Here is a 26,736-nt window from a genome sequence, read left to right as displayed (position 1 = left end):
ACGGCGCCCACGCACTGCCGAATGCGCCTTCTGGTCCCATTGAATGCATGCGAGCTGGAAATTGCCCAATTTAACCCTTGCAGATGCGCCTCTAATCGCGTATCCTCAATAACGCGTTCGCGGGCTTGGCGCAGTTGGTAGCGCGCCACCTTGCCAAGGTGGAGGTCGCGGGTTCGAACCCCGTAGCCCGCTCCATGCGAACCCCACGGGCCGGAAGGGATTCCGGCCCGTGCCATAATTCGGCGAGATGGCCAAGTGGTAAGGCAAGGGCCTGCAAAGCCCCCATCCCCGGTTCGAATCCGGGTCTCGCCTCCAGAAGACGCCGCCGGCGCCTCGAGGGGACTCTCCCCGCGAGGCGCCGGCTTTCTTTTTGGCTCGGCTCGCCCATGCGCCGGCTCCCCAGCCTTCGCGGCAGATTATCAAACACGGCGGCGCCATTCCGGGAGGATGACCCCCAGTTTCGGGGCGCGGTGTTTGCTAATCCGACAGCCAAGATCCCCGCGCGCTCGGGGCTGGCACTTATCCGTTACAAAAAAGCGCCCGAAGGGGCGCCAATAAACTCAACTTGCGGAGCTCCGCACGAGAGAAGCCGCTACGAGACTCCAAGCGTTCCGTTGCCATGAGGCAGCAGCTTCACCAGCCTGACCACGGTGCCGACGCCCGACGGCTTTGGCGCAATGGAGACGGCGTCGGCCAGCATGCGCATCAGCTTGATGCCGCGGCCGCGCTCGGCTTCCGGACCGGTCTCGGGAGGCTCCTCGTCCGGCCGCAGCTCAAAGCCGCTGCCGCAATCGACCACGTCGACGACGACGCGGTCTTGGTACGCAGAGAAGGTCGTCAGCACGCCTTGCGCGCAGGTATGGTCGACGGCGTTGCCGATGGCCTCGCCGCAGGCAAGCGTCATGTCAAACACGTCGTCGTCCGAGAAGGGCAGCTCTCGCATTAGCTCCCCCACCCGCTCGCGCGCCGATCCCAAATCGTCAGCGTCAACGGGGAAGGTGGTGCGCCACTTTGGCAGCACGGTCGGCGAAAGCTCGCTGACCTTGCCCTTGCCGCCCTCCTGCATCACGGGCATGTAGTCAATCATGCGCATGATGGCCATGCTGCGATAGACGCGCGGGCGAACGTTGGTAAGCGAGAGGAGCCCGCCCATCTTGCGCATGCGCCGAAGCTCTTTCAAAATGAGGCCCATGCCCGCAGAGTCGACGTAGTCAACATCGGACATGTTCAGGATCACGCGTCGGCAGCCGCCATCAATCAGCGCCTCGATGTTGCGCCTGAGGGCAGGCACGCTTTTCACATCGAGGTCGCCTAAGACATTGACTACAGCTATGTTTGGCGTCTTCTTCTCCATATTGGAATGCTTCCCCATATCCGCCAAACTATGCTGAAATCGTGCGTGTTTGTTCAATCGGAGCAAACGAATTCAGTGGGCGCGCCAGCGTTCTGCCCACTCGGCGCCCCTATTTCTCGTCTTCTCCTGCGTCTCCCAGCGAGTCAAAGCGCACGGCGACCATGGCCACGTCGTCATCCAAGCGGCTCCCCGTGAACGCGTCAAGGCGCTGCAGGAACCGCTCGAGAAGGTGGTCGAAGTCGTCCTTGCTCACCTCGTCCATCACCATGTCGCGAAGGCCGTCCTCCCCGAAGAACGCCCCCGAGGGCGAGCGCGCCTCAGTGGTGCCGTCGGTATAGAGCAACAGCACGTCGCCTTCGTGTAGGTGCTCGCGTCCATCCTGGTAGTTCATGTCATGGAAGGCGCCCACCACGCCCGACTGCACGTCTAGCATGTCAATCTCTCCGGTCTTTGCACGCCAAAGGACCGCGGGCGGGTGGCCTGCGGAGCAGTACGTAAGCGTTGCCGAAGGAAGGTCGATGATGCCCACGAACAGCGTCGCAAAGGTCTCGATGCGCGAGAAGCCCAGAAGGAAGTCGTTCAGCGAGCGAACCATGGAAGCGGGCGGCAGGCCCTCCCACGAATAGGCGCCAAGCGCCGTCTTGACGGCCGCAGAGACCGATGCCGCCTCGACGCCCTTGCCCGAGACGTCCCCCATGATCACGCAGGCGCGGCCACCTGGCAGGCGGATGAGGTCATAGAAGTCTCCGCCCACAAACGCGTCAGCCGTGGCCGAAGAATAGATGCCATGCGCAGTGATGCCGTCCACGCGCTGAAGGACGTTCTGCATGCCGCTCTGAAGTGCCTGCGAGATGCGCTTGTCCTGCTCGCGTGCAAGCTCTCCCTGAGAGATGTCACGGACGTCCTCGCCCAGGCGCCGGAGGAAGCGCAGCTCAAGCTCGTCTAGGGGCTCGGCGCCGTCCTCCCTCAAGAGCATGCACGCGCGGTGGTTGCCGCTTGAGTCAAGGAAGTCGAGAAGGGCCCCCACGCACGGCTCGCCAAGCTCGTGAAGGCAGTCGTAGACCTTGGTGCCCGGCACGACGCTCACTACCGCCACGCCGCCGATGTAGCGCCCCGAGGTGGCCTCCTCCAGGTCAAGCGGGATGGCTCGCATGCCAGCGTTTGGCAAATCAGCCACAAGCACGTTCTGATGGGTGTTGAGCGACAGGGGCACGTAGCGCGCGTCGAGGCTCTCGGCCGCCTCGGAAACGGTCTTGCGCGTTGCCTCAACGAGGTCGTCCCCTTTGCCGGACGCGTCTAGGAGCTCTTCTCGAAGCGTTGTCCCAAGGCTCTCAAGGCGTTCCGAGCGCTGCGTTTGCATGGCGGAAAGAGCGCCGACAAGCTGGACGGACAGATAGTGCGCGACGGCGTCAAGCAGTCGCCTGTCCTCGCGAGACGTGGAGCGGAGCTTGTTCCATCCGACCTCGATGATTGCGATAACGTCGCTGCCGAACCACACCGGCACGACAAAGAAGCAAGAGAAGGGCGGCATGGAGCTGACGCCCACGCGAAGGACCTCTTTGGTCTCTTGGTTCACGACCTCGCGCGTCTGCAGGCGGCCCCTGCGAAGGTCTTGCGAGTCAGGGGGCAGAACGCGCAGGCTCAGCGAGTGGCCGACCTCGATAGCGATAGACGCCACCGTACGACCGGGCTCAAGAAAGCGGGGAACCCGAGAGCCTCGAAGCGATTCGGACATTCCGCGCAGGTGATAGCCGTCGGACTCGGCCAGATAAAGAATCGTTGCATCTGCTTCCATCGTTGAGGTGATCTCGTCAATCACGCGCGAGAAGAGCGTGCTGACGTCACGCGAGTCAAGCGTGTCGAGAACGATGTTCAAGGCACCCGAGAGCTGGTGGTTTGCATGGCGCAGCTCGTCAAGCTCGCGCTCGCCAGCCTGGAATGCTTGCTCGTTCTCGTCTGCGGGAAGCGCCACCATAAGATAGGTCTCGCCAGGAGCGGGAATGTGGTCGCAGCGAACCCAGAGCGTCAGCGGCGTACCATCCGGTGCCGAGCGATTGACAAGCTTTGATGAGCCGTCAACGGGAAATGGCAGATCGGTTGGCGAGAAAGTCCCGGGATTTGGCCCCACCGCCTCCGGCGGGGTGTCAACGGGCGCGAAGAGGTCGGCAACGTTCTTGTTCACGAGCCTCTCGCCCTCGCGGCAGAACAGCAGCGTCGCCTGGTCGTTCGCCAGAAGAATCTGACCGAACATGTCGAATACGACAATCGCCTCGTTTACCAGCTGCATGAGGCGGGACAACGTCCCGACGGCACCGTTCTCGCCAAGTCCTTCCATGCGTACGCTCAGTGCGTTGTTTGCCACGTCTCGTCCTCTTCCCGAACGCAGCCAAACGCAGCGGTCGCATCAGGAAGAGGAAGCTCCCTGGACGAAGCTATGCGCCTGGGCGTGCGTAAATCTGATCGGCGGGAACCATCACGAGGTTGCTTTCTTGCAGCTTGACCTCAAGCGGCTCTCCCGTAACCTTGATGATATCGATGGTCCTACCCTCAATGGAGCAGGTATAAGCGTACTCCAGGTTGAGGTCGCAAGACGAGAGATGATCGAGCAATGCGGCAAGTCCGCCAGGCTCGTTGGTGACTTCGACGGCGACGACCTGCGTGAGCATGACGGTATAGTCCTTAGAGGCGAGGAGCTTCTCAGCCTCCGCAGGACGGTCGCAAATGAGGCGAACCGTGCTGAAATCGGTCGTGTCGGCAATCATGATGGCATGAATTTGAATGTCCACCTCGCCAAGAAGGTGACAGACTTTCGCAAGGCTTCCCGGCTCGTTGGGCAAGCAAACAGTAACCTGGTCAATCATCGCTCTCCCCTTCCCTAAAACTATTGAGTAGTTTGATGCTAGTTCTCGTTCGCTACAGGAAGGTTTCGACAGCGATACGAACGGGGCACAGCTGCCAGACGGTGGGCCAGGGAGGACGGGCGGCAATCGGCATAAAAAACGAGCCCCGGTTGGGGCTCGCTAAATTTCGTGGTGTCGGAGGCGGGACTTGAACCCGCACGACCTTTTAGTCAGTCACTAGCACCTCAAGCTAGCGCGTCTGCCAATTCCGCCACTCCGACATGCGCATCAGCGCGAGGAACATATTAACACAGACGACCCTCAGGGCAAGTGTGATTTGCGAGATTTCTTGATTCTCGCTTTGGCGGAGTCCGCCCGCCACGCGGCACCCGCACCCGCTTCAGCAGATTGCCCTCCGGCACCAAACTAATAAACACCAAAACGGCTGCGCCGCTTGCTCCAGACCGGATTGCCCGAGCGGTGTTTATTGTTTCCCCACAGCCACGCAAGCTGCAGTAAACGCCACGCATCGCGCGCCAGCAGCTCCCCCGCCCCGGATTAACAAACACCAAACCGGCTGGGACGCGTGAACCAGGTCTGATTGCCAGAGCGGTGTTTATTAATCTGCTTCGGAAAAATCATCTGCTTCAACAAGCAGATTCTGGTTGGTCGTGCGAGAAAGGCGGCGGTCGACGCCAGCAGGCGCACCGATTGACAGATTAATAAACACCAGAATGGCTGACTGAATTGCTCAACTCGGAAAACGTCTAGCGTTGTCCCTGCCGTGTTTATTAATTTCCACGGCGAGACCCAGCTTGCAAAAGTGCGGACCACACGGAGAGAAGTGCGGGATATCTCCGCATGATCTGATGCCAGCGAAAGCCGAATGGCGTGAAAGCGGAGGCTGGCGCCAGATTAATAAACACCATCCGACATTTATGCGTTTCAAAGTCCAATATGCCCGAGTGGTGTTTATTAATCTGAGGCAGCAGGCAGATATTGGCGACCGAGAAGGCGAACCAGGCGAGCAGGGCGAACCAGGCGAGCAGGGCGAACCGGGCGAGAAGGGCGAGCCAGGCGAGAAGGGGCTGCCAAGCCGGGCGAGAAGGGCTTCCGGACCAGGCAAGAAGGACCAACGGAGCAGCGCAGGTCGCCGGCCGGCGCTACTCTCCCCTGCTACAAAAAACGGCACCCGGCCGCAAAGCGAAGCCGGGTGCCGCATGTCTAGCAGCTTAAAGCCAAACGGGGAAGCTACTCGTCCTTCTGCCAGCCGATGTCCTCGGGACGGACGTAGTCGGTGTGGTACAGAGCAGGACCGTAGTTGGCCAGGCCCTTCTTGGTGACGACCACGTCGGGGCCGTTGTACAGGGGGATGAAGGCGTAAGACTCCAGGGCCTCCTTCTCGGCCTCGTTGACGGCAGCCATCTGCTCCTCGTGGGTCGACTTGGTGATTGCCTCGGCAAGCTTCTCGTCCAGCTCGGTGCTGCCCCAGCCGGTGAAGTTGGAAGAGGAATCGGAGCCGTAGATCTGCGGGAGGTTCCAGAACGAGGTGGGCGTGCCGCTCCAGCCAAAGAGGACGGTGTCCCACTCGCCGCTGCTCAGGGTCTCGGAGAACTCGGAAGACGCCTTGGCGTCCTGCTCGACCAGCATGCCGGCGCTCTTTGCCATCTGGATGACGGCAGCGGCGCGGTTCTTGACCATGTTGGAGTCGCCGAAGGTGGTGAAGGAGAACGAGACCTGCTGACCGTCCTTCTCGTAGTAGCCGTCGTCGTTCAGCGTGTAGCCAGCGTCCTCGAGGGTCTGCTTAGCGGCAGCGATGCCGTCATCGGCGGAGGCGATGTTCTTGACGTCGTCGGGACGGTTGTCCTCGATGCCATCGGCCCAGAACGGATACATGAGCGAGCCGCAGGGGTCCTCGTCCCAGTTCACGCCGTTGAAGACGACGGAGCGGATGGTGGCCTGGTCGAGGCACTGCATGAAGGCCTTGCGGACAGCGATGTCAGACAGAGAGTCACGCGTGGTGTTGACCTCGATGCACGCAATGGAGATGCTGTTGGCGCGACGGACGTAGGCGTCCTCCATGGAGCTGAAGTTGGAGAGCATCTCCTGCGAACCGGACTGGGCGGTACCGGTGGCGTCGATCTCGCCGTTGCGGAAGGCGTTGAAGAGCGCCTGGGAGTCCATCTGCTTGTAGGTGATCTTGTCCAGCTTGGGAGCGTCGCCCCACCAGTTCTCGTTGGGCACGTAGACGACCTCGGTCTCGGACACGGAGTCGATCGTGTACGGGCCATAGCCCCACTCGGCGTGCGGCTCGACGTTCCAGCCGCTGTTGAAGACCTCGGGGTCGGCGGCGTCGGGGTGGATGACCTGCGTGAACAGGGCCTCGGGCGGATAGACCAGCGAGGAGGCGGTGATGACGACCTGGAAGTCGTTGTCGCCGCGCTCGACCGAGGTGATGCGGTCGTAGCCGTCGGTGGCTGCGGGCGTGTAGTCGGTGTTGCTGCCGTTCATGACGGTCCAGATTGCCTGGTAGGCGCGGTAGTCGAGCGGGGTGCCGTCGTTGAACTTGGCATCCTGGTTCAGGTCGAAGGTGACCGTCTGGGAATCGCCATTCTCCTGGATGTCGACGTTCGTGATGAAGTCGGGGTTGGGCGTCCAGGTGGAGCCGGTCTCGTCAGAGATGAAGATGTCGACGGGCATGTAGTAGCTCCAGAGGGTCTTCATCTCGACGGTGTTGCCCTCGACGGACAGCATGTTCCAGTTGGGGCCAATCTCGCCGGACGGAAGGACGAGCTCGCCGCCATCCTGGACGTTGTCGCGCTCCTGCGGGTTGTTGTAGGCCTTGCCTGCCTCGGGCAGCGGCAGCTGGTCGAGCGCCGTGGTGGCCGGGCTGCCCTCCTGAGGCTCGGTGCCTGTGGTGGAGGTGTCGTTCGTGGTCGTCGACGAGTCGCTGGAGCTCGAGTCGGACGAGCCGCCGCAGCCAGCAAGGCCAAGGCCCATCAACGTGGCAGCGGCACCGCTGACGCCCAAGAATGAGCGACGCGACAGGTTAGAACTCTTCATAAAGCTCTCCCTTTCCTTCCAATACTTACCAAACCAGCGAGGACGAAGCGATTGCCAGGTCCTCACAAGTAACCAAATGATACCAGAGCAAAACCTTAAAGCTTTCTATAGGCACTCCCATCCTTGCAGGAGACCCTCCGGCAGTCGCAGGCGTTACTTCTCGTCCCTGTAGTTGACAGGGATCAGGCTGGAAGCGGGCACAAGCTTGCCATCCTGGTACACAAGGCGCTCGCGCGTGCGTTCCACCTTAGGATCAGGGATGGGGATTGCAGACAGCAGGGCCTTGGTGTAGGGGTCCTTCGGATTGGTGAAGACGTCCTCGGTCTCGCCGTACTCGACGATCTTTCCAAGGTGCATGACTGCAACGGTGTCGGAGATGTGGCGAATGACGGCGAGGTCGTGCGCCACGAACAGGTACGAGATCTTCAGCTGGATCTGCAGGTCCTCAAGCAGGTTGATGATGCCAGCCTGGATGGACACGTCAAGAGACGCGATGGGCTCGTCCAGAAGCAGCAGCTTGGGCTCTGTTGCCAAGGCGCGTGCAATGGCGATGCGCTGGCGCTGGCCGCCGGAGAACTGCGACGGGAAGCGGTCGACGTAGTCGGGGTTGATGCCAACCAGATACATAAGCTCCCCGATGCGCTTGTTGATCTTGTTCTCGTCCCACTTCTGCGCGCGCAGGGGCTCGGCAAGCACGTCGTAGACGGGCATGCGAGGGTCAAGGGAGCTCATGGGGTCCTGGAAGATAACCTGGAGATTGCGCCTCACCTCGCGGCGCTCGCGGTTGTTCTTGAGCTCAGCGACGTCCTTGCCCAGAACGATGATGCGACCTTCCTCGGGCTTGACCAGGTCCATGATCTGCGTCAGCGTAGTGGACTTGCCTGAGCCGGACTCGCCGACAAGCGCAAGCGTCTCGCCTTCGTGAATCTTGAACGACGCGTGGTCGACGGCGGTCATCGTTCCCTTTTTCCTGCGGATAAGGCCCTTGCCCTGAACCGGGAAGGTCTTGACAAGGTTCTCGACCTCAAGCACAACGGGACGCTTCTCACGCGGCACGTCTGCCCATTTGGGAAGAATCGGCTCGACGCCAGGATAGACGTCGGCAAAGGTAAGGCTATTTTCTTTGATCTCCTGCTGGCGATGGCAAGAGACAAGGTGCCCCTCTGAGGCCTCAATAGGCAGCAGGTCAGGCTCGACCTTGTGGCACTCGGGGCGCGCCATCGGGCAGCGCGGCGAGAACGGGCAGCCAGAGGGAATGGCGGCCAGCGAGGGCGGATTGCCCTTGATGGGGACGAGGCGCGTGGTCGCCTTCTCGTGCGGCTTAGGAACAGCGCCGAGAAGGCCCATGGTGTAGGGGTGAGAGGGACGGTCGAACACGGTGTCGATGCTGGCGCGCTCGACGGCACGGCCGGCGTACATGACCATGACGTCGTCCGCGGTTCCGGCGACGACGCCCAGGTCGTGCGTGATCAGCACGACGGCAGCGCCGGTCTCGCGCTGCGCAACCTTCAGGATGTCCAGGATCTGCGCCTGGATGGTGACGTCGAGCGCCGTGGTGGGCTCGTCGGCGATGATGATGTCGGGGTTGTTCGCGATGGCGATTGCGATGACCACGCGCTGGCGCATGCCGCCGGAGAACTCGTGCGGATAGGCATCAAGGCGGTCCTCGGGATCGGTGATGCCAACCATGGTGAGAAGCTCGATGCAGCGCTTGCGCACTTGGTCCTTCGGCATGTCGGGGTTATGGATGAGAAGCGCCTCGGCAATCTGGTCGCCGATGGAGAACATGGGCGTGAGCGCCGAGAGCGGGTCCTGGAAGATCATCGAGATCTTGGTGCCGCGATACTTGGACATCTCCTCGTCGGTCTTGCCCAGAAGCTCCTCGCCGTTCAGCTTGATTGAGCCCGTGACGTGCGCGTTGTCGTCCAGAAGCCCAATCAGCGAAAGCGCCGTGACCGACTTGCCGGAGCCGGACTCGCCGACGATGCCCAGCGTGCGCCCGCCCCAAAGGTCAAAGTTGACGCCACGAACAGCGCGGACGACGCCCGCCTCGGTGTTGAACGAGACGTGCAGGTCACGAACCTGCATGACGGGCTTGCCCTTGGGCGCGCCCTTGGGACCGTTCGACTCGTTCAGCTCATAGCGAAGGACGTCATCCTCCTGGAAGCCAGAGCCTGCGGAGTCGGCCGCAGTGGTCTTGTTGTCAATAGTCTCAGACATGTGCCTGCTCCGTTACCTACTCGTTGCCGTTCTCGTTGACATTCTCGGCAGCCGTTGTCTCGGCCACCTCGGCGGTCTCCTGCTCGTCCTTCTTGGACTCCTCGTCGCTGACCTTGCCAGCAGCGCGAGAATACGGGTCGAAGGCGTCTCTCAGGCCGTCGCCGATGAGCTGCATGCTCACGCAGAGCACGATCAGCACGATGGACGGGATAAGGACCATCCATGGGGCGGAGATCATTGCAGAGGAGCCTTGCGAAAGGATGTAGCCGAGCGAGGTGTCAGGGGCCTTGATGCCCAGGCCGAGGAAGCTGTAAGCCGTCTCGGAGTTGATGCCGCTGATGACGCCCAGCACCGTCTCGATAATCAGGATGGAGCCCAGGTTGGGGATCAGGTGGCGGACGATGATCTTGATCGGCGAGACACCCATGTACTTGGCGGCGCGCACGTAGTCACGCTCGCGGAGCGAAAGCGCCATGGTGTGAAGCACTCGCGCATAGCCAATCCAGCCGAATGCCGTCAGACCCAGGATGAGCACGACCCAACCCGTGGTGCCAGAGGAAGACCGAACGATCATTGCGACGAGAAGGAAGCTCGGGATAACAAGGAGCATGTCCAGGATCCACATGCCGACCTTCTCGCCCCAGCCGCGAGCATAGGCGATGGCTGTGCCCACGAAGGCCGCGATGATCATCGTGAGGACTGCGTAGGTGATGCCAATCACGAGCGAGCGGCCAAGGCCGTGCACGACGCAGGCAAAGAGGTCAAAGCCGCCGCCATCCGTGCCAAACCAGTGCTTGGCGCTGGGGGGCTGGCTGATAGACGTGAAGTCGGGCGTCTGGTAGTCGTACTCGCAGATGAAGGGGCCAAAGATGGCGACCAGCACCAAAAACACCAGGATGACGAGGCCCACGATGGCGCTCGGCTGCCTAAAGAACCTTCGGGCGATAAGGCCCGCGTAGCTGATTCGCTTGACCTGAGAAGGACCGGCCGCGTCAGCCTCGAGCTCAAGCTGGGCGTTGGTGAGCTGCTGGCCCTGCTCCTGCTCTTGCTTGTTCTGCTCTTCCATGGCCATCTCCTTAGCTCATCTTGATTCGAGGGTCGAGCGCAGCGGCGAAGAGGTCCGCCAAAAGCGCGCCGGCCAGGGTGCACACGCCAGAGAACGCCGCTACGGCGACGGCACCGTTGATGTTGTTGTCATTGATGCAGTTCACGAAGTACTCGCCCAAGCCGTGGATGGCGAAGATCTTCTCGGTCATGACGGCGCCCGTGAAGATGCCGGCGATGGAGAAGGCCACGTTGACAGAGGTGGGAATCAGGGAAGCGCGAAGCGCGTGCTTGCGGATGGCCTGCTTCTTGGTGAGGCCCTTTGCGCGTGCCGTGCGCACGTAGTCGGCATGCATCTCATCGAGAAGATAGGTGCGCTGGTTCAGGTGATAGCTCACGGAGCTGATGATGGTAAGCACGACGGTGGGCAAGAAGAGGTGCTGCATAAGGTCGATGAACTCGAGCCACAGGTCATTGCCTTCATAGCTTGAAAGCCCGGTCACATAGAAGATGCGCATACCGGTTGCGTTGTTTATCTCAATGGCGATGAAGACGACCAAGATTGCAAGAACGACAGTCGGAATGACAAGGAAGACTGACGCCAAGCCGCTCCAGAATCGGTCTTGCCATTGGTACTGCCGCTGGGCCGTGTAGACGCCGAGGCTCACGCCAATCACAATCGAAAGGATCGTCGAGAGAAGCATGAGCTGCACGGATGCGGGAATGCGGGAGGCAATCTCGTCGTTAACCGAGCCGCCGTCGGGGGTAAGCCCCCAGTTGCCCTGAAGGACATCGCCAAGCCAACGCTGATAGCGCTCAAAGATGGGGGTGCGGTCGTTCAGGTTCGCCTTGTCAAGCGACGCCTCAATTGACTCTTGCGGCGGGCGAGGCGTCTTGGACTCGTAGTTGGAGCGTGGGTTCATGAACGTGCACGCAAGGAAATACGTCAGCGACGTCGCGACGAAAATCATCACGATGTAGTTGAGGACTCGCTTGGTAATGTACCAGACGAATCGTGCCATGGGGACTCCTTCTTCTTCCGATAATGCGGTGCAAACCATGCCCATAAGGGGAATGGAAGGCAAGGCAGGGCGACATCGCCCCAGCTCTTAGAAAGGCTATTCATCGCGGGCGCGATAAATACAACGGAAATAATTCTAACACTTGTTAGAAATAATCTAGAAACCGTGCCGTTCTGTAACAAACGTTTCAACTAGCTGAGCGGCAAGATGGCTAAAAATAGAAAGATGCGGAAGAGACCGTAAAGGTGTATCTTCCGCATCAGATATTCGATACTTTGTCTCCCCTGCCTACAGCCCGATGGTGCCGGTGGGGAATGTGATGGCCATCACGAGAACGCAAACGCCGAAGATGGTTGCGGAGATGATGGTAAGGCGGTCGAGGTTCTTCTCCCAGACGCCAGAGCCAGAGTTGGCGTTGTACATGGAGGAGGCAATCATATCCGAGACGCCCGTTCCTTTGCCCGAGTGCATAAGCACGAGCGCAATGCAAAGCAGTCCCGAAATGAACAGCAGGACGGTAAGAATGATGTTCAAAACACTCACGATTGTGGTCTCCTCTAGGTGACAGTGCGGGCTTTGAGCGCACATCGGCACGCTGCCCCAGTTCGCATGTACTTTGCTACATTACCACAATCGTTTGCCAAAGCGCAGAAGTATCGCAAACGGCCATGTGAGAGAAGTTTGATGGCCCGGAAGCAACGTCCCGAAAAGGGGAATCGTCGACCTTCCCAAAGGTGGCGTCGCTCCCCCACCGCTTCAGTCAAAAAAGGGCCGCGCGCCAAATAAGCGTGCGGCCCACAAGGTCTGGAAAGTGAGACCAAAGGCTACATGGCGGCCTTCACCATGGCGGCGAAGGAGTCGGCCTTCAGCGAAGCGCCGCCCACCAGAGCGCCGTCGACGTCGTCCTTCTCAAGGAACCCGGCGACGTTGTTAGGCTTGGCGGAGCCACCGTAGAGGATGCGGATGCCGTCGGCGGTCTTCTGACCAAAGATCTCTGCCAGGGTCTTGCGGATGGCGCCGCAGACCTCCTGGGCATCGTCGGCAGTGGCGGTCTTGCCGGTGCCGATGGCCCAGATGGGCTCGTAGGCGATGACGTACTTGGAGGGATCGGCAATCTCGAGGCCCTCGGTGTCCTTCTTGATCTGGTCGACGACAAACTCGACGTGCTTGCCGGCCTCACGGACCTCAAGCGGCTCGCCGCAGCAGCTGATGGGGACGATGCCGTGAGCCATCAGGGCCTTGGCCTTCTTGTTGATCTCCTCGTCGGTCTCGTGGAAATAGCCACGACGCTCGGAGTGGCCAATGATGCAGTACGTTGCGCCGATGTTGGTCAGCATGTCGGGAGCGGTCTCTCCGGTGAAGGCACCGTGCTCCTCCCAATAGACGTTCTGCGCACCAAGCGCGAAGGGGGCCTTCTTCTGGTCGATGACCTCGGCGACGCCCTTGAGGTCAACGGCGGGCGGGCAGACGACGACGTCGACGCTGCCAGTGCCGTCCTTGAGCTCGTCAGCAAGACCGCTCGCGAGCTCGACGCCCTCGGTGTAGGTCTTGTTCATCTTCCAGTTGCCAGCGATCATCCTGTTACGCATCGAGAAGCGCCTCCACTCCAGGAAGAGCCTTGCCCTCGACGAGCTCCATGGAAGCGCCACCGCCGGTGGAGATCCAGCTCATCTTGTCGGCCAGGCCGAACTTGTTGATTGCTGCGACAGAGTCGCCACCGCCGATGATGGAGGTGCCGCCATTGGCCTTGACCTCGGCAACCGCACGAGCGACGGCCTCGGTGCCCTTGGCGAACTGGTCCATCTCGAAGACGCCCATGGGGCCGTTCCAGAAGACGGTCTTGGCGCCCTTGACGGCCTCGGCGTAGAGCTCGACGGTCTTGGGACCAATGTCCATGCCCATGCGGTCATCGGGGATGCTGTCGGATGCGACGACCTCGCCGGTGGCGTCCTCGCCAAAGTGGTCGGCAACGACGTTGTCAACGGGGAGAAGAACCTTGCAGCCCTTGGCCTCTGCCTTCTTCAGCATCTCGCCAGCACGCTCGACCCAGTCGGGCTCCTGCAGGGAGGTGCCGACCTTGTAGCCCTTGGCCAGGAAGAAGGTGTAGGCCATGCCGCCGCCGATGATCAGGGTGTCGGCGGAGTCGATCAGGTGGTCAAGCACGCCGATCTTGGAGGACACCTTGGAGCCGCCGACGATGGCGACGAACGGACGGGCAGGGTCTGCGAAGATCGACGTAAGGGTGTCGACCTCCTTCTCAAGCAGGAAGCCGGCGTACGCGGGCAGATAAGCGGCGGGGCCGACGACGGAGCCCTGAGAGCGGTGGGCGGTGCCGAAGGCATCCAGCACGAAGATGTCGCCATAGGAGGCGAGGGTCTTGGCGATCTCGGGGTCGTTCTTCTTCTCGCGCTTGTCGAAGCGGACGTTCTCGAGCAGGATGATGTCGCCCGGCTTCATGGCGGCAACGGCGTCGGCGGCAACCTGGCCGTAGGTGTCAGGCACGAACTTGACGTCGTAGCCGGTGAGCTCGGCGAGCTTGCCAGCGACAGGCTTCAGGGAGAACTCCTCCTGATAGCCAGTTCCGTCAGGACGGCCAAGGTGGCTCATCAGGATGATCTTTGCGTTGTGCTCCTTGAGGTACTTGATGGTGGGGATGGCAGCGCGCACGCGCGTATCGTCAGTGACGACGCCATCCTTCAGAGGCACGTTGAAGTCGACGCGGACGAGGACGCGCTTGCCGTCGACGTCAGCATCGCGGACGGTCTTCTTGGTAAAGGCCATGATGCTTCTCCTTCTGATAGTGCTTCCAACAGAAAAAAGGGTGCGGCCGCGGCCTTTAGACCTGCGACCGCACCCCTTAGAAACCGAGCGAGTGCGCCAAACTAGGCGACGAACTTCTCGAAGTACTTGATGGTGCGGACCATCTGAGAGGTGTAGGAGTTCTCGTTGTCGTACCAAGAGACGACCTGGACGAGGTACTCGTTGCCACCGACGGGCAGGACGGAGGTCTGCGTGGCGTCGAAGATGGAGCCGTGGGTCTCGCCCACGATGTCGGAGGAGACGATCTCGTCCTCGTTGTAGGCGAAGGTCTCGGGGATCTTCTCGGCGTAAGCCTTCATGGCAGCGTTGACCATGTCGACGGTCAGCGGCTCAGCGGACTCAACGACCGCGTAGAGCAGCGTGGTGGAGCCATCGGGCACGGGCACGCGCTGAGCGGCGCCGATGAGCTTGCCGTCGAGCTCGGGGAGGACCAGGCCGATTGCCTTGGCGGCACCCGAGGAGGTCGGGACGATGTTGGCAGAGGAGGTGCGGCTACGACGCTTGTTGCCCTTGCGCTGCGGGCCGTCGAGCGGCATCTGGTCGCCGGTGAAGGCGTGGATGGTCTGCATGATGCCGGACTTGATGGGGAACGCGTCGTTCAGGCCCTTGGCCATAGGAGCCAGGCAGTTGGTGGTGCAGGAGGCAGCGGAGATGATGTTGTCGTCTGCGGTCAGCGTCTCATGGTTGACGTTGTAGACGATGGTCTTGAGGTCCTTGCCTGCAGGAGCAGAGATGACGACCTTCTTGGCGCCGGCGTCGATGTGAGCCTGGGCCTTGGCCTTGGAGGTGTAGAAACCGGTGCACTCGAGGACGACGTCAACGCCGAGCTCGCCCCAAGGAAGCTTGGAAGCGTCGGGCTCCTTGTAAATGGTGATCTCCTTGCCATCAACGATGATGGAGTGATCGGTAGCCTCGACCTTGTGATCGCGAGCATAGTTACCGTGCGTGGTGTCGTACTTCAGGAGGTACGCCAGCATATCGGGGGACGTGAGGTCGTTGATTGCGACGATCTCGGAGCCCTCGTGGGCGAACATCTGGCGGAACGCCAGACGACCGATGCGGCCAAAGCCGTTAATTGCAACCTTAACTGCCATGCTGTCTCCTTTCGAGAGGTCGATGGGGCCTCCCCCCACCTAACCTGTAACAACGCCGAAATGACATTGCTAGTGGCTATTCTAGCGCACGTTTGCGCTGCAGGAAGGCTTAATAATTGTCGTTGGCAAATTTGTCGGCAATTTCCTCCCAGCTTTGTTGTATGTACCCCACTTTACCTGCCCTTATATCAGCAGAATTATTTCTTTTTTTGTGTGGGAACGTTCCCGGTTTCCTCAACTTCACCGACTAGTTGTTGCAGGCGCAGGAGCCTGTGGTACATTGCTGATTTTGAGGCAGGCGGATCAAGCTTCTGGCCGAGGGCCCCCAGGGAGAGCTCTGGGTTTGCCTTCCTTACGCGGCAAAACTCGCGCACGGCGGGCGGCAGCTTCGATAGGCCAATCTCGCGCTCTGCTCGCGCGATGAGGTCGAGCTGGTCTGCCGCCGCGCTTGAAGAACGCGCTTGGTTTGCGACCTCGGCGTTCACACGACGGTTCACGTCGTTTTTCACCGACTTTCGCACGCGCGCCACCTCGACAACCTGAGCCATCCTGTGCGCCCCCATAGCGCTTAGCAAGCAAGACACGTCGTCGAAGCTCTTGAGGTATATGGCAAACGAGCCGCGCCTATGGTTGAGGCGGGCAGAGACGCCCAACGTGCCCATGACGTCCACAAGCCCGTGGGCAAAGGTCTCGCCCGTCACGGCAATCTCAAGGTGGAAATCTCCTCTGGGATCCGCGATGAAGCCGCCCGCCATGAAGGCCCCCCGCACGAAGGCCCGCCTTCCGTCAGCGGTGCGCAGGAGCTGGCGTGGCACGCCTGAGGCAATGCCCCTGCCAGGCACGAGAATTCCCAGCCCCTCAAGGTCGTCTGCTAGGCGCTCCTGCTCTGGAATCTCGATTAGGTAGTTTCTCGTCTTATGGAGGACGGAGCGGCGAACGGTCAGCGCCGTCTCAAGGTCGAAGAGCTTGTGAGTAAGCTTGATGATGGTGCGAGCGACAGCGCCCGTCTCTGTCGCAATGCGAATTGAGTAGCGCCCCGAGCCATGGAAGCTCAGGGTGCCGCAGACGCGCACAAGAGCCGATAGCTGCGCCAGCTCCGCCTCGCGGGTAGGCGGCTCGACGCGCGAAAGCTCGTCTTTCACCTGCGCCGTGAACGACATGGCCCTCTCCTAGCTGGCGTTCGCCCGCGGAAGGTCGCGGTGCGAAAGCCGAACCTGATAGCCGTTGGAGGCGAGGTAGTGCGCCGTCTCTGTTGCCAGGACCACCGAGCGATGCTGGCCTCCCGTGCAGCCCACGGCAATGGAGAGGCGCGGCTTGCCCTCTGCAACGTAGCCGGGCATGACAGCGTCAAGCAGGGAGTGCCAAGCCTTCAGAAACTTCCTGGTTTCGGGGCGATCGAGCACGAATGACGAGACCTTCTCGTCTAGCCCGGTAAGCTCGCGCATCTCGGGGTCGTAGAACGGGTTGGGCAAAAAGCGCACGTCGATGAGAAGGTCAGCCTCCACCGGCATGCCGTACTTGAAGCCGAACGAGAAGACGTTGACCTCCATGAGCTGCTGGTCAGAGAGCTCGGAGTAGTGCTCTAGGAGCTTCTTGCGCAGGCGCTGCGTACGCATGTGCGAGGTGTCAATGACCACGTCCGCGCGCTCGCGAACCTCAGAGAGCTGCTGGCGCTCGCGCTTGATGGCGGATACCGTCGACTCTCCGTCATGGGCCAGCGGGTGACGACGGCGGCGCTCGGAGAAACGGCGCAGCAGCACCTCGTCAGAGGCGTCCAAGAAGAGCAGGCTGTAGGAGAGCTCCTGGTCGCCAAGGCTGTCCAGAACGTCGAGCATCTCGTCAAAAAGACCTTGGCTGCGCAGGTCGCAGACAATGGCGAGGTGGCGGCCGATGCCCGAGTTGATGCCCGTGAGCTGCGCCATCGTGGGAATCAGGCGCGGCGGCAAGTTGTCGATCACGTAGTAGCCCAGGTCCTCGAAGGTATGCATGGCCTCAGTGCGGCCGGCGCCGCTCATGCCCGTAATGATGATGATGTCGGGAATAACGCGTTCCGATGTTGCCTTCTCGCCTGTCCTTGGTTGCTCGTGACCGGCCATAGCGCCTCCTTGCGTCGCATACTTTAGCTAGTATAGCCGCGGGCACAGACGATAATGGCTCCCGCAACACACCCGACGCGAGGCGCGCATGCTCCATCTTGAGCCAAAGGGGCGTGCATGGGGACGACCGCAAAGGAGCAAACCATGGGGCAGATATCCAAGAGGCGCGGACAGAGGGGCTCGAGCCTGCTTCTTGAGGCAGCGGGGCTCAAATGGCTCGCCGACGCCGAGCAGGACGGCGGCATCCGCGTGGCAAAGGTAGTAAGCGCCACAGACGAGAAGCTCTCCGAGGAGCGCATCACAGAGGTCGCGCCAAGCGCAGAGGCAGCGCGGCGCATTGGGACGGGCCTTGCCCACATGCACGCCGCGGGCGCCCCCTGGCTCGGCTGCCCTCCTGAGGGCTGGCCTCCCGCCGACGGCGAGCCCTTCCCCAGCGAGAGCCTTGGGCGCGGGCTTTGGACCGGTCGCGCACGCACGCCCTACGCAAGCCGCAAGGACGCGCCGGCGACGTGGGGAGAGTTCTTCGCCGAGTACCGCATCATGTACTACGTGCGCATCCTGAGGGACGAGGGAAGCTTTGGGAGAGAGGACGCGACGCTTCTCGAGCGCGTTGCGTCGCGCGTCTTTGCCGGCACGTTCGACGCGCCAGAGCCTGCGCTTGTGGAGCAGGCCATGAAGGAGGACCCCGCCACAATAGCCTGCGCGCGCCTGCACGGAGACCTGTGGGGCGGAAACGTGCTCTATTGCGCAGGACCCACCGGCGGAGCTCTCATCGACCCCATGGCGTACGGCGGGCATGCCGAGACAGACCTCGCAATGCTCGCGCTCTTCGGGTTTCCATTCCTAGACGAGGTGCTCGCGGGATATGACGAGGCCTCCCCTCTCGCGAATGGCTGGCGCGAGCGCATGGGGCTTCACCAGCTGGCGCCGTTACTGCTCCATTGCGTGCTGTTTGGGGGCGCCTACATACCCGAGACGCTCCGCATGGCCAGGCGCTATGCATGATCGGAACGCTCACCACAACAAAACCCAACGGTTACGGCACCGCCACAAGAGTGGGCTACACTCAGGCTAGATGCAGCCGCTTTTAGAAGGGGTCATCATGTACAGCCCATTCCAAGACGAGCAGGGCAGGCCAAAGACGCTCGAAGAGGTCACGTGGGACGACCTTTCGCAGCTCGCCGACCTTGAGGAGGGCTTTGCTCTGGAGTTCAAGCAGACCTTTGGGCCGAGCGTCCGCCGCAAGATTCCCAAGATCATCGCATCGTTCTCGAACTCTCGCGGGGGCTGGCTGGTGATTGGCATTGCCGACGACACGCGCGCGGTGACGCCCGTCCCCAAGGGGACCGCGGACTTCAGCCAAGTGATTGGCGAGCTCTGCCGGCGTCACGTCTCGCCTGCCCCGCGTTTTGACGTTCGCTTCATCCCCGACCCGAGAAATTCCGATCAGGGCGTTGCCATCGTACGCGTGGACGAGGGAGACTTCCCCCCGTACGTGGCAGACGGCATCGTCGAAATTCGCGAGGGCTCGTCCTCTGGGCCTGCAGCGGGAACGGCGCTCGTAGACCTTTATGACCGCGCCACGGCACGCAAGCTCGACGTGCGCCGGTTCTGCGAGCGCACGGTCTACTACCCTATGACAGAAGGCGTGGACGACCCGCTGCCCCTCTTTGACCTGTACCTCTTCAAGCTGGGCCCCAGGTCCGACGAGGTGGGCACGCGCGCCAAAATAAACGAGTGCGCCACGGCGATGCGAAAGGCGTTCAAGCGGCAAGGGCTTGGGTGCCGAGTCCAGCATGCCCACGACAGCCTCGTCTTCAGGACGGCCCAGCGCGACGAGACCATCGTCCCGCACTCTGCCATAGAGCTCTTTCCCGATGAGTCGATGAAGCTCTCCGTGCCTGCGGTGATCCTAACGGGCGATGACCTTGACCACGCGATCAAAGTCCTCTCCGAGCGCACGCTCTTTCCCCCAAGGGCAGATGCGCGCCTGATTGACGCGTCCGCCACCCTCAGGCGCGTAACCAGGATGGCGTCGCTCCTCGATCGCTACGTAAGGATACGGCGTCTTTCTTGGCGTGAATACGCGGTGGCATACGAGCTGGAGAACATGGCCGGGGTGATGCTTTGGTCTGCTGACGAGACGTACCTCAACTACGCGGCAAAGAACGGCGTCCTCTACTGCGCGACGACGGACTGCCTCTCGCGCGTGCGCTATCTCGACGATGGGTCTCACGATACCTTCCGCGCGCGCCAGTTTGCTGGAAGCCACTTCTTCGAGGCTTGCGGCCTTCCGCTTGGCTCGCAAGATCCAGAGGACAACGAGCTGGTAAACGCCCTATTGAGCACAAGCGACGAGAAGTAGGCCCGGCTCCTCCGCGACCCGCAGCACTACGCCGGCTGACTGCCATGCGCCCAATTGACCGCCAGCACAAGAAACGCCGCCGCTGCAAGGGAGGAAGCGGCGGCGGCGAAAGAACGTGTTAGAGCAGCCTTAGCCCTCGATGGCCGCCTTGAACCACTTGGTGAGGCTCGTGGGATGGGTGATGCCCGTCCCCACGACGACCGCCCATGCCCCTGCGGCAATGGCGGCGGCGCCGTCGGCAGGGGTGTGAACGTGCCCCTCGCAGACGATGGGAAGCCCCGGGAACTCAGAGGTTGCCTGCTGGAGAAGCGCGATGTCGGGGCCTTCGTCCATCGTCGTGTCGATGGCCGCCTTGTTGTGCGAGAGGGTCGTGGACACCAGGTCGCAGCCGCACGCGACGCCGCGGCGGATGTCCTCGATGGTCATGCAGTCGGCCATGACCAGGGTGTCGCACTGGGCGCGGAGTTCTGCCACGGTCTGCTCGAAGGTTCGCCCGTCGGGGCGCGGACGGTCCGTTGCGTCGATGGCGACAACGTCAGCGCCGGCGTTCACGCAGGCGACGGCATGGCGAAGGGTGGGGGTGATGTAGACGCCCTCGTGGCCTTCCTTCCAAAGGCCGATCACGGGAATCTCCACGCGGCCCTTGATGGCGGCGATGTCAGAAAGTCCCTGGCAGCGGATTGCAGCTGCCCCGCCAAGCTCGCAGGCCCGAGCCATCTGCGCCATGGTCTCGGGATGGCGAAGCGGCTCCCCCGGATAGGCTTGGACGCTCACGATAAGCTTGCCCTTGAGGGATTGAACAAGCGGCGAAATATCCATTGACAGCTCCCCTACTCGAATTCTGCATAGCCAGAAGAGACGACATTTTCTGCAGCGCCAATGAGAGGGGCGTCACCGCCCAGCTCGCCAGAGACGACGGGCGTGGAGGCGACGGGCGGCATGACGGCCTCGTCCCAGCCGCGTTTCATGGCGTTGTGCCACGCATCGCCGCACTGAGCGACTGATCCCGACAAGATGATGCAGTCTGGGTCGAACATGTTGCACATGCTGCCCAAGACCTCGCCGATGGCATGGCCAGAGCGCTCTTCGGCCGCAATGGCGGCCTGGTCGCCAGCGGCGGCGCGCTGGTCAATGACGGCCCCGTCGACGTCGGACCCGTCATCGGCCCTGGGGTTTCCTCCCAGCTCGATGTAGCGGTCAATGATGCCGGGACCTGCCGCGATGGGCTCGAGGTGGCCGGTGGCTCCGCACGAGCAGGGCACGCCGATTGCGTCTGAGCAGCTCACGTGGCCGATGTGACCGGCCTCGTTGTGGGCCCCCAGCAAGATCTTGCCGTTGTTAACGAAGGCGCCGCCGATGCCGGTGCCAACGGCCACCACAAGGCAGCTCCCCGCCTCGCGGCCACCGCCCCAGCGCGCCTCGCCCAAGGCATGGGCGTGCACGTCATTCATGATGCGCGCGGGGACGCCAAAGGCGGCCTCAAGCTCGGCTCCCAGATGCGTGCCGCCCCATCCAGGCATAATCTCGTTGGCATAGGTGACGTCGCCGGTCTTGGGGTCAATGACTCCGGCAGACGAGACGCCAATTCCGTCGACGGTCCCTCCCGCTGCGTCCACGACGCGCCTTGCCGAGGCGATGGCATTGGCGAGGACCTTCTCGCCGCCCTTCTTTGCCTCGGTAGGAACCTTGCCAACAAACTCGATGACGGGCTTCTCGCCGGGCTCCAAGGTCACAAGCGCAGACGCAATCTTGGTGCCTCCGATGTCGAGCGCAACGATGCGCTTTTTGGTATCGGACATGGAAGCATCTCTCCTTCCCTATGAGAATTGAGTTATAAGAGCGGCGCGACCATCGCCGCGCCGCAAAGCATTTGACTAGGACTCAAGAAGACCGTTGTCGACGAGGACCTTCTTGATGGCCTCGACGTTCTCGCCCTCCAGAGGCTTCACGGGCGGAAGCATGGTGTTTGACGAGAAGATGCCCATGAGCGCAAGTGCCGTCTTGAACGAGCCGACGCCCGCGCCGTAGCCCGCGACGCCCTTGGTGACGTCGAAGATGTGGCTGATCTCGTTGATGCGCTCCTGCTCCTTGCGGGCGCTCTCCCAATCGCCCGCCTGCGCGGCCTTCCACATGCGGACGTAGCCATAGGGCTCGACGTTCGCAAGGCCAGGCACCGAGCCGTCAGCGCCAGAGAGATAGGCGCAGTCGACCACCATCTCATGGCCAGAGAGCACGCTCATGGGGTGACCCATCTTGGCATTTGCCTCGCAGAGGTAGCGGAACCCGATGTCGTCGCCGGAGGAGTCCTTAACGCCGGCGAGCACGCCCTCCTGGCCGAGCTTGGCGAGCATCTTCCAAGGGAGCTTCACATGCACGCAGACGGGAATGTCATAGGCAAAGATGGGGGCATCGAGCTCCTTGTGAAGGATGCGGAAGTGGTTCTCGACATCCTGCAGGGTGCCCAGAGCGTAGAACGGGGCGGTGGCGACGAGCGCGTCGACGCCAATCTTCAGGGCGCGCTTGCCCTGCTCGACCATGCGCTCGGTCTCGGTGTCGATGATGCCCGCCAGCACGGGAACGCGGTGGTCCACGATGCGCACGGCCTCGGTCAGCACGTGATCGCGGCGAGCATCGGAGGAGAACGCGACCTCGCCCGAGGAGCCCAGGAAGAACAGGCCATCGACGCCAGCGTCAATCAGACGATTGATCAGGCGCTCGAAGGACGGGACGTCCAGCTTGTAGTCGGGGGTGTCGGGGACGACGACAGGTGGTACGACTCCAGAGATCTTGAAGTCTGACATGTGTACTTTCTCCTTTTGTTGGAGCATCGATTGAATTGCCGTGAAGCCAGGGCAGCGCCAGCGCTCTCGGGGCCCGGGGCGCCAGAAGGCGCCCCGGGGCTGGGGGAGATTGCCGCTACTGTCCCAAGTTGGGATGCAGCAAAGACGGCGCGGCACCAAGAAGCGTCTTGGTGTAGGGGTCCTGCGGGTGCTCGAAGACCTGCTTGGCCGGGCCCTCTTCCATGATCTGGCCGTGGTTCATAACAATGATGCGGTCAGAGATGTAGCGCACGGTCTGGATGTCGTGGCTGATGAAGATCATGGACAGGCCAAGGTCGTGCTTGAGGTCGGTCAGCAGGTTCAGGATCTGGGCGCGGACGGAAACGTCGAGCGCCGAGGTGGGCTCGTCTGCGATGATCGCCTTCGGGTTCAGCGACATGGCGCGGGCGATTGCGACGCGCTGGCGCTGGCCGCCGGAGAGCTGCCCGGGAAGCGCGCGGAGCGCCGAGTGCGGAAGGCCGACGAGGCTCACGAGCTCCTCGATGCGCTTCTCGTTCTCCTCGGGCGTGCCGATCTTGTGAACCAGCAGCGGGTCGAGCAGCTGGTCGTGCACGATCATGCGCGGGTTCAGGGCCGTTGCTGGGTCCTGGAACACGACAGAGACGACGCGGCCGATCTTCTTGCGAAGCTCGGGGGTGCGCTTGGTGACGTCCTCGCCCATGAAGTAGACGCGCCCTGAGGTGGGAGCCTGAAGCCCGCACATGACGTTTGCCGTGGTGGACTTGCCGCAGCCTGACTCGCCGACGATGCCGATGACCTCGCCGGGCATGAGCTTGAGCGAGACATGCTGGACCGCATGCACGAGGTTCGGGTGGAAGAGCGACCCCGTGCGGGTCTTGAAGGTGACACAGATGTCGTCGAGGAAGATGATGGGTTCCTGCCCGGTCTTTTCGGCCGTCGTGGCCGTGGGAGTGGTCATGGTCTCGGCCATCTACCTCACCTCCGTTCCAGTGGAAGCTTGCTGCTTGGCCATGCGCTCGAGGTACGGGGTGAGCCCGTTTGCCTTGAGATAGTCGTCCGGCAGCTCGGAGAACTTGTGGTGCGCCTCTCCCGGGAGCTCTTTGATGACGGGGTGCACGTCCAGACCCAGCGTCGGGTGGCTGGAGCGCGGCGCGAAGCGGTCGCCTGTGGGGAAGTCCTCGGGAGACGGGACGGAGCCAGGAACCTGATGCAGGCGCGTGCCGTTCTTTGCGCCTTCCTCGATGGAGAGGACCGAGCCCAGAAGGCCGCGGGTGTACTCGTGGATCGGGTTGGTGAGCAGCTCCTTGGTGGGCGCCTGCTCCACCACCTGGCCGGCGTACATGACCGTAATCTCGGAGGCAACCTCGGCAACGAGCGCCAGGTCGTGGGACACGAAGATCATGGCGAACCCGAGCTTTGCCTGCAGGTCGTTCAGAAGCTTGATGACCTGCTTCTGGACGGTGACGTCGAGGGCGGTGGTGGGCTCGTCGCAGATGATCAGCGACGGGTCGCGCGTCAGCGCCATGGCGATGAGGACGCGCTGGCGCTGGCCGCCGGAGAGCTCGTGCGGGTAGCTCTCGAGGGTGCGCTTGGGGTCAAGCCCGACGAGCTCGAGGAGCTCCTCGGCGGAGCGGGTTCCGCCGCGGTCGGTGAGCTGCTTCATCTGGGCAGAGATCAGCATGGAGGGGTTGAGCGACGACAGAGCGTCCTGGTAGACCATTGCGATCTCGTGGCCGAGGAGCTTGCGGTGCTCCTCGTGCGTGAGCTTGAGAAGGTCCTGGCCCTTGTAGAGCACCTGGCCGGTGACGGTCTCGTTGGGGTCGGTGAGGCCCATGATGACCTTCGTGGTGATGGACTTGCCGCAGCCGGACTCGCCGACAAGCGCCATGCACTGGTGCGGGCGAACGTCGAAGGAGACGTTGTCGACAACGTGCACGTCGCCGTGGCTCTCGAAGCTGATGCAGAGGTTCTTGACAGACAGGATGGGCTCGACGGAGAGGTCGGGAACATGGCGGTCGGTGCGCTTGAGCTCGACCTTGCGAAGCTCGGAGAGCCTGCGCTCCAGAGCGGGGCCCTGCTCCTTGTAGGCGCGGACGGGGTCGGAGGCGAGGATGTCGTCCTTGCGGCGGCTCTCGGAGTTCTCGGAGGCGACGGGGGCGCCAGGGGCGGCGGCCATTGCGTCGGTGATGCCCTCGGAGAGGATGTTCAGCGCAAGGCAGGTGAGCATGATCGCGAGACCCGGGAACAGCGCCTGCCACCAACGACCGGCGAGGACGCCAGCGCGGGCGTCGGCGAGGATGTTGCCCCAGGTAGGCGTGGGCTCGACGATGCCTGCTCCGATGAAGGTCAGCGACGCCTCGAAGATGATTGCGTCAGCGACGAGGGTGACCGTGAAGACCAGGATCGGGGCAAGGCAGTTGCGGAGCACGTGGCGCCACAGGATCCAAGGCGCGCGGGCGCCAGAGACGATGACGGCACGAACGTAGTCCTCGCCGTACTCGGAGACGATGTTGGCGCGAACGATGCGGGCAATCTGCGGCGTGTACATAAAGCCGATGGAGAAGATGATTGCCGGCACGGAGTTGCCAAGGATCGTTACGAAGACGGCGGCAAGGGCGATGCCAGGGATCGACATGATGATGTCGAGGATACGCATGATGATCTCGGAGACCACCTTGCCGGAGACGGCCGCAAGCGCGCCCACGATGGAGCCGAGCACGAGCGCCATGCCGGTTGCGCCAAAGCCAATGACGAGCGAGTAGCGACCGCCGTAGAACATGCGGGACAGGATGTCGCGGCCCTTGTCGTCGGTGCCGAAGAGGAACTCGGCGCTTGGAGCCTGGCGCGCGGTGAAGATCTCGGTCGGGTCATAGGGTGCCAGGAAGTTGGCGAAGACAGAGACGAACACGACGACGATCAGCATGATGCATGCGATCTTCGAAGACGTCTTCATCTTCTTGAAGCCGCCAAACTTGGCGCCGCTAGCGGCGGCCTTCTCGAGCTTCTCGGTCTGCTTCTCTCTTACTTTAACCATGGCTACACCGTCCTAATGCGCGGGTTGATCAGGAGGTACAGCATGTCAACCACGATGTTGATGATGATGAACGCAAGGGCGACCACGATAACGACGCCCTGGACGAGCATGGTCTCATTGCCTTGGATGCCCTCGAGGATTGCCGTGCCCATGCCAGGCAGGTTGAAGATGACCTCGATGACCACGGCGCCGCCCATGAGGTAGCCAATCTTGAGGCCAAGGGTGGTGACCGGGGTGATAAGGGCGTTCCTCAGGACGTTGTGGCCAACGACAACGCGCTCAGGCAGTCCGCCTCCGCGGGCGGTCTTGACGTAGTCCTTGTCAAGCTCCTCGACCATGGAGGTACGCACGATACGCGTCATCTGGCCGGTGAGCGGGAACGCAAGCGCGATGGCGGGCATGATCATGCGGGCCATGTAGCCGCCGGGGTTGGTGAAGAAGTCAGGCAGGGAGCCCGATGCGGGAAGCCAGTGCAAATAGGAAGAGAACACGAGGATCATGAGGACTGCGAGCCAGAAGGACGGAGTTGCGATCCCTATGATTGACAGAACGCGGATGAGCTGGTCAGGCCACCTGTCGCGATACAGGGCCGCGATGACGCCCAAGAGAAACGACACGACAGCACCAATGATGAGGCCGATGAAGGTGAGCTGCATGGTGACGGGCAAAGCCTTGCCGACGCGCTCGCCCACGGAGTACTCGGCGGCGCCATAGGTGCCCAGGTCGCCGTGAAGCAGACCGCCCATGTAGTTGACGTAACGGACCGGCCACGGATCATCCAAGCCGTGCTCGGCGTGGTACTCGGCAATTGCCTCAGGCGTAGCGCCCTCGCCAAGGGCGTTGTATGCCGGGTCCACCTTTGAGAAAGACATGAGGAAGAACACCAGAAGCGTCACGCCGATTGCCATGATTGGCAGCGCGATCAGCCTGCGTCCGATAAGTCGCAGAAGGTTGTTCACGTAGTCTCCGCTCCTCTAGCTCGA

The 26,736-nt window shown here is 62.0% G+C and carries 21 protein-coding genes and 3 tRNA genes; 4 read left to right on the top strand and 20 right to left on the bottom strand.

The genetic code is table 11. The annotated features are described in order from the left end of the window. Positions 1-119 precede the first annotated feature (119 nt). Together ACOYJL_RS05410 and ACOYJL_RS05405 are read left to right on the top strand one after the other, a co-directional pair. A tRNA-Gly gene (locus ACOYJL_RS05410) sits at positions 120-195 on the top strand. A 46-nt stretch (positions 196-241) separates the two neighbouring features. Further along, positions 242-315, top strand: a tRNA-Cys gene (locus ACOYJL_RS05405). A gap of 277 nt (positions 316-592) precedes the next feature. Here the strand turns inward: ACOYJL_RS05405 and ACOYJL_RS05400 are convergent. From ACOYJL_RS05400 to rapZ, 14 genes are all read right to left on the bottom strand, one after another. Next, positions 593-1,354 carry an anti-sigma factor antagonist gene (locus ACOYJL_RS05400; RefSeq protein WP_433569201.1) on the bottom strand — a complete coding sequence of 254 codons (762 nt, stop codon included), beginning with the start codon at positions 1,352-1,354 and terminating at the stop codon, positions 593-595. A gap of 109 nt (positions 1,355-1,463) precedes the next feature. Further along, positions 1,464-3,716 (bottom strand): SpoIIE family protein phosphatase, encoded by a 2,253-nt coding sequence (locus tag ACOYJL_RS05395; RefSeq protein WP_433569200.1) that lies wholly within the window; start codon positions 3,714-3,716, stop codon positions 1,464-1,466. A 70-nt stretch (positions 3,717-3,786) separates the two neighbouring features. Continuing rightward, positions 3,787-4,215: a hypothetical protein gene (locus ACOYJL_RS05390; protein ID WP_433569199.1), complete on the bottom strand. Its 429-nt coding sequence runs from the start codon at positions 4,213-4,215 to the stop codon at positions 3,787-3,789. 169 nt (positions 4,216-4,384) lie between these two features. After that, positions 4,385-4,475, bottom strand: a tRNA-Leu gene (locus ACOYJL_RS05385). Positions 4,476-5,445: 970 nt separating this feature from the next. After that, positions 5,446-7,257, bottom strand: coding sequence for an ABC transporter family substrate-binding protein (locus ACOYJL_RS05380; protein ID WP_433569198.1), 1,812 nt, complete (start codon positions 7,255-7,257; stop codon positions 5,446-5,448). A gap of 153 nt (positions 7,258-7,410) precedes the next feature. Then, positions 7,411-9,477, bottom strand: a complete 2,067-nt coding sequence (locus ACOYJL_RS05375; protein WP_433569197.1) for a dipeptide ABC transporter ATP-binding protein — start codon at positions 9,475-9,477, stop codon at positions 7,411-7,413. 16 nt (positions 9,478-9,493) lie between these two features. Next, on the bottom strand, positions 9,494-10,543 hold the full coding sequence (locus ACOYJL_RS05370) for an ABC transporter permease (RefSeq protein WP_433569196.1): 1,050 nt from the start codon (positions 10,541-10,543) through the stop codon (positions 9,494-9,496). Positions 10,544-10,553: 10 nt separating this feature from the next. Then, a complete protein-coding gene (locus tag ACOYJL_RS05365; RefSeq protein WP_433569195.1) occupies positions 10,554-11,543 on the bottom strand; it encodes an ABC transporter permease in 990 nt (329 codons plus the stop codon). Between the two features lie 288 nt (positions 11,544-11,831). Further along, entirely contained in the window at positions 11,832-12,086 is a 255-nt protein-coding gene (secG, locus tag ACOYJL_RS05360; RefSeq protein WP_433569194.1) for a preprotein translocase subunit SecG, read from the bottom strand. 281 nt (positions 12,087-12,367) lie between these two features. Next, positions 12,368-13,132: a triose-phosphate isomerase gene (tpiA, locus tag ACOYJL_RS05355; RefSeq protein WP_433569193.1), complete on the bottom strand. Its 765-nt coding sequence runs from the start codon at positions 13,130-13,132 to the stop codon at positions 12,368-12,370. After that, positions 13,125-14,324: a phosphoglycerate kinase gene (locus ACOYJL_RS05350; protein WP_433569192.1), complete on the bottom strand. Its 1,200-nt coding sequence runs from the start codon at positions 14,322-14,324 to the stop codon at positions 13,125-13,127. The genes tpiA and ACOYJL_RS05350 overlap by 8 nt, the downstream gene beginning before the upstream one ends. 101 nt (positions 14,325-14,425) lie before the next feature. Next, positions 14,426-15,457 carry a type I glyceraldehyde-3-phosphate dehydrogenase gene (gene gap / locus ACOYJL_RS05345; protein WP_433569191.1) on the bottom strand — a complete coding sequence of 344 codons (1,032 nt, stop codon included), beginning with the start codon at positions 15,455-15,457 and terminating at the stop codon, positions 14,426-14,428. 197 nt (positions 15,458-15,654) lie between these two features. Further along, on the bottom strand, positions 15,655-16,617 hold the full coding sequence (gene whiA, locus ACOYJL_RS05340) for a DNA-binding protein WhiA (RefSeq protein ID WP_433569190.1): 963 nt from the start codon (positions 16,615-16,617) through the stop codon (positions 15,655-15,657). Positions 16,618-16,626: 9 nt separating this feature from the next. Continuing rightward, the gene (gene rapZ / locus ACOYJL_RS05335; protein ID WP_433569189.1) at positions 16,627-17,553 is read right to left on the bottom strand and encodes an RNase adapter RapZ; all 927 of its coding nucleotides are present in this window, start codon (positions 17,551-17,553) and stop codon (positions 16,627-16,629) included. A gap of 144 nt (positions 17,554-17,697) precedes the next feature. Here rapZ and ACOYJL_RS05330 point away from each other — a divergent pair, with 144 nt between their 5' ends. Both ACOYJL_RS05330 and ACOYJL_RS05325 read left to right on the top strand, forming a co-directional pair. Further along, positions 17,698-18,558, top strand: a complete 861-nt coding sequence (locus ACOYJL_RS05330; protein ID WP_433569188.1) for a fructosamine kinase family protein — start codon at positions 17,698-17,700, stop codon at positions 18,556-18,558. A 97-nt stretch (positions 18,559-18,655) separates the two neighbouring features. Then, positions 18,656-19,918: an ATP-binding protein gene (locus ACOYJL_RS05325; protein ID WP_433569187.1), complete on the top strand. Its 1,263-nt coding sequence runs from the start codon at positions 18,656-18,658 to the stop codon at positions 19,916-19,918. A 129-nt stretch (positions 19,919-20,047) separates the two neighbouring features. Here the strand turns inward: ACOYJL_RS05325 and ACOYJL_RS05320 are convergent, their stop codons facing one another. The 6 genes from ACOYJL_RS05320 to ACOYJL_RS05295 form a co-directional block, all read right to left on the bottom strand. Continuing rightward, on the bottom strand, positions 20,048-20,737 hold the full coding sequence (locus tag ACOYJL_RS05320; protein WP_433569186.1) for an N-acetylmannosamine-6-phosphate 2-epimerase: 690 nt from the start codon (positions 20,735-20,737) through the stop codon (positions 20,048-20,050). A gap of 11 nt (positions 20,738-20,748) precedes the next feature. Further along, complete coding sequence (locus ACOYJL_RS05315; RefSeq protein WP_433569185.1) at positions 20,749-21,717, bottom strand: ROK family protein; 969 nt, start codon at positions 21,715-21,717, stop codon at positions 20,749-20,751. Positions 21,718-21,792: 75 nt separating this feature from the next. Next, entirely contained in the window at positions 21,793-22,719 is a 927-nt protein-coding gene (locus tag ACOYJL_RS05310; RefSeq protein ID WP_433569184.1) for a dihydrodipicolinate synthase family protein, read from the bottom strand. A gap of 115 nt (positions 22,720-22,834) precedes the next feature. Beyond that, a complete protein-coding gene (locus ACOYJL_RS05305) occupies positions 22,835-23,689 on the bottom strand; it encodes an ABC transporter ATP-binding protein (RefSeq protein WP_433569183.1) in 855 nt (284 codons plus the stop codon). Next, entirely contained in the window at positions 23,690-25,753 is a 2,064-nt protein-coding gene (locus ACOYJL_RS05300) for a dipeptide/oligopeptide/nickel ABC transporter permease/ATP-binding protein (RefSeq protein WP_433569182.1), read from the bottom strand. 2 nt (positions 25,754-25,755) lie between these two features. Continuing rightward, positions 25,756-26,712 (bottom strand): ABC transporter permease, encoded by a 957-nt coding sequence (locus ACOYJL_RS05295; protein ID WP_433569181.1) that lies wholly within the window; start codon positions 26,710-26,712, stop codon positions 25,756-25,758. Between the last annotated feature and the right edge of the window lie 24 nt (positions 26,713-26,736).

The organism is Tractidigestivibacter sp., assembly GCF_050946515.1.
Taxonomy (GTDB): domain Bacteria; phylum Actinomycetota; class Coriobacteriia; order Coriobacteriales; family Atopobiaceae; genus Tractidigestivibacter.
This window is presented reverse-complemented; position numbering and strand designations above follow the sequence as displayed.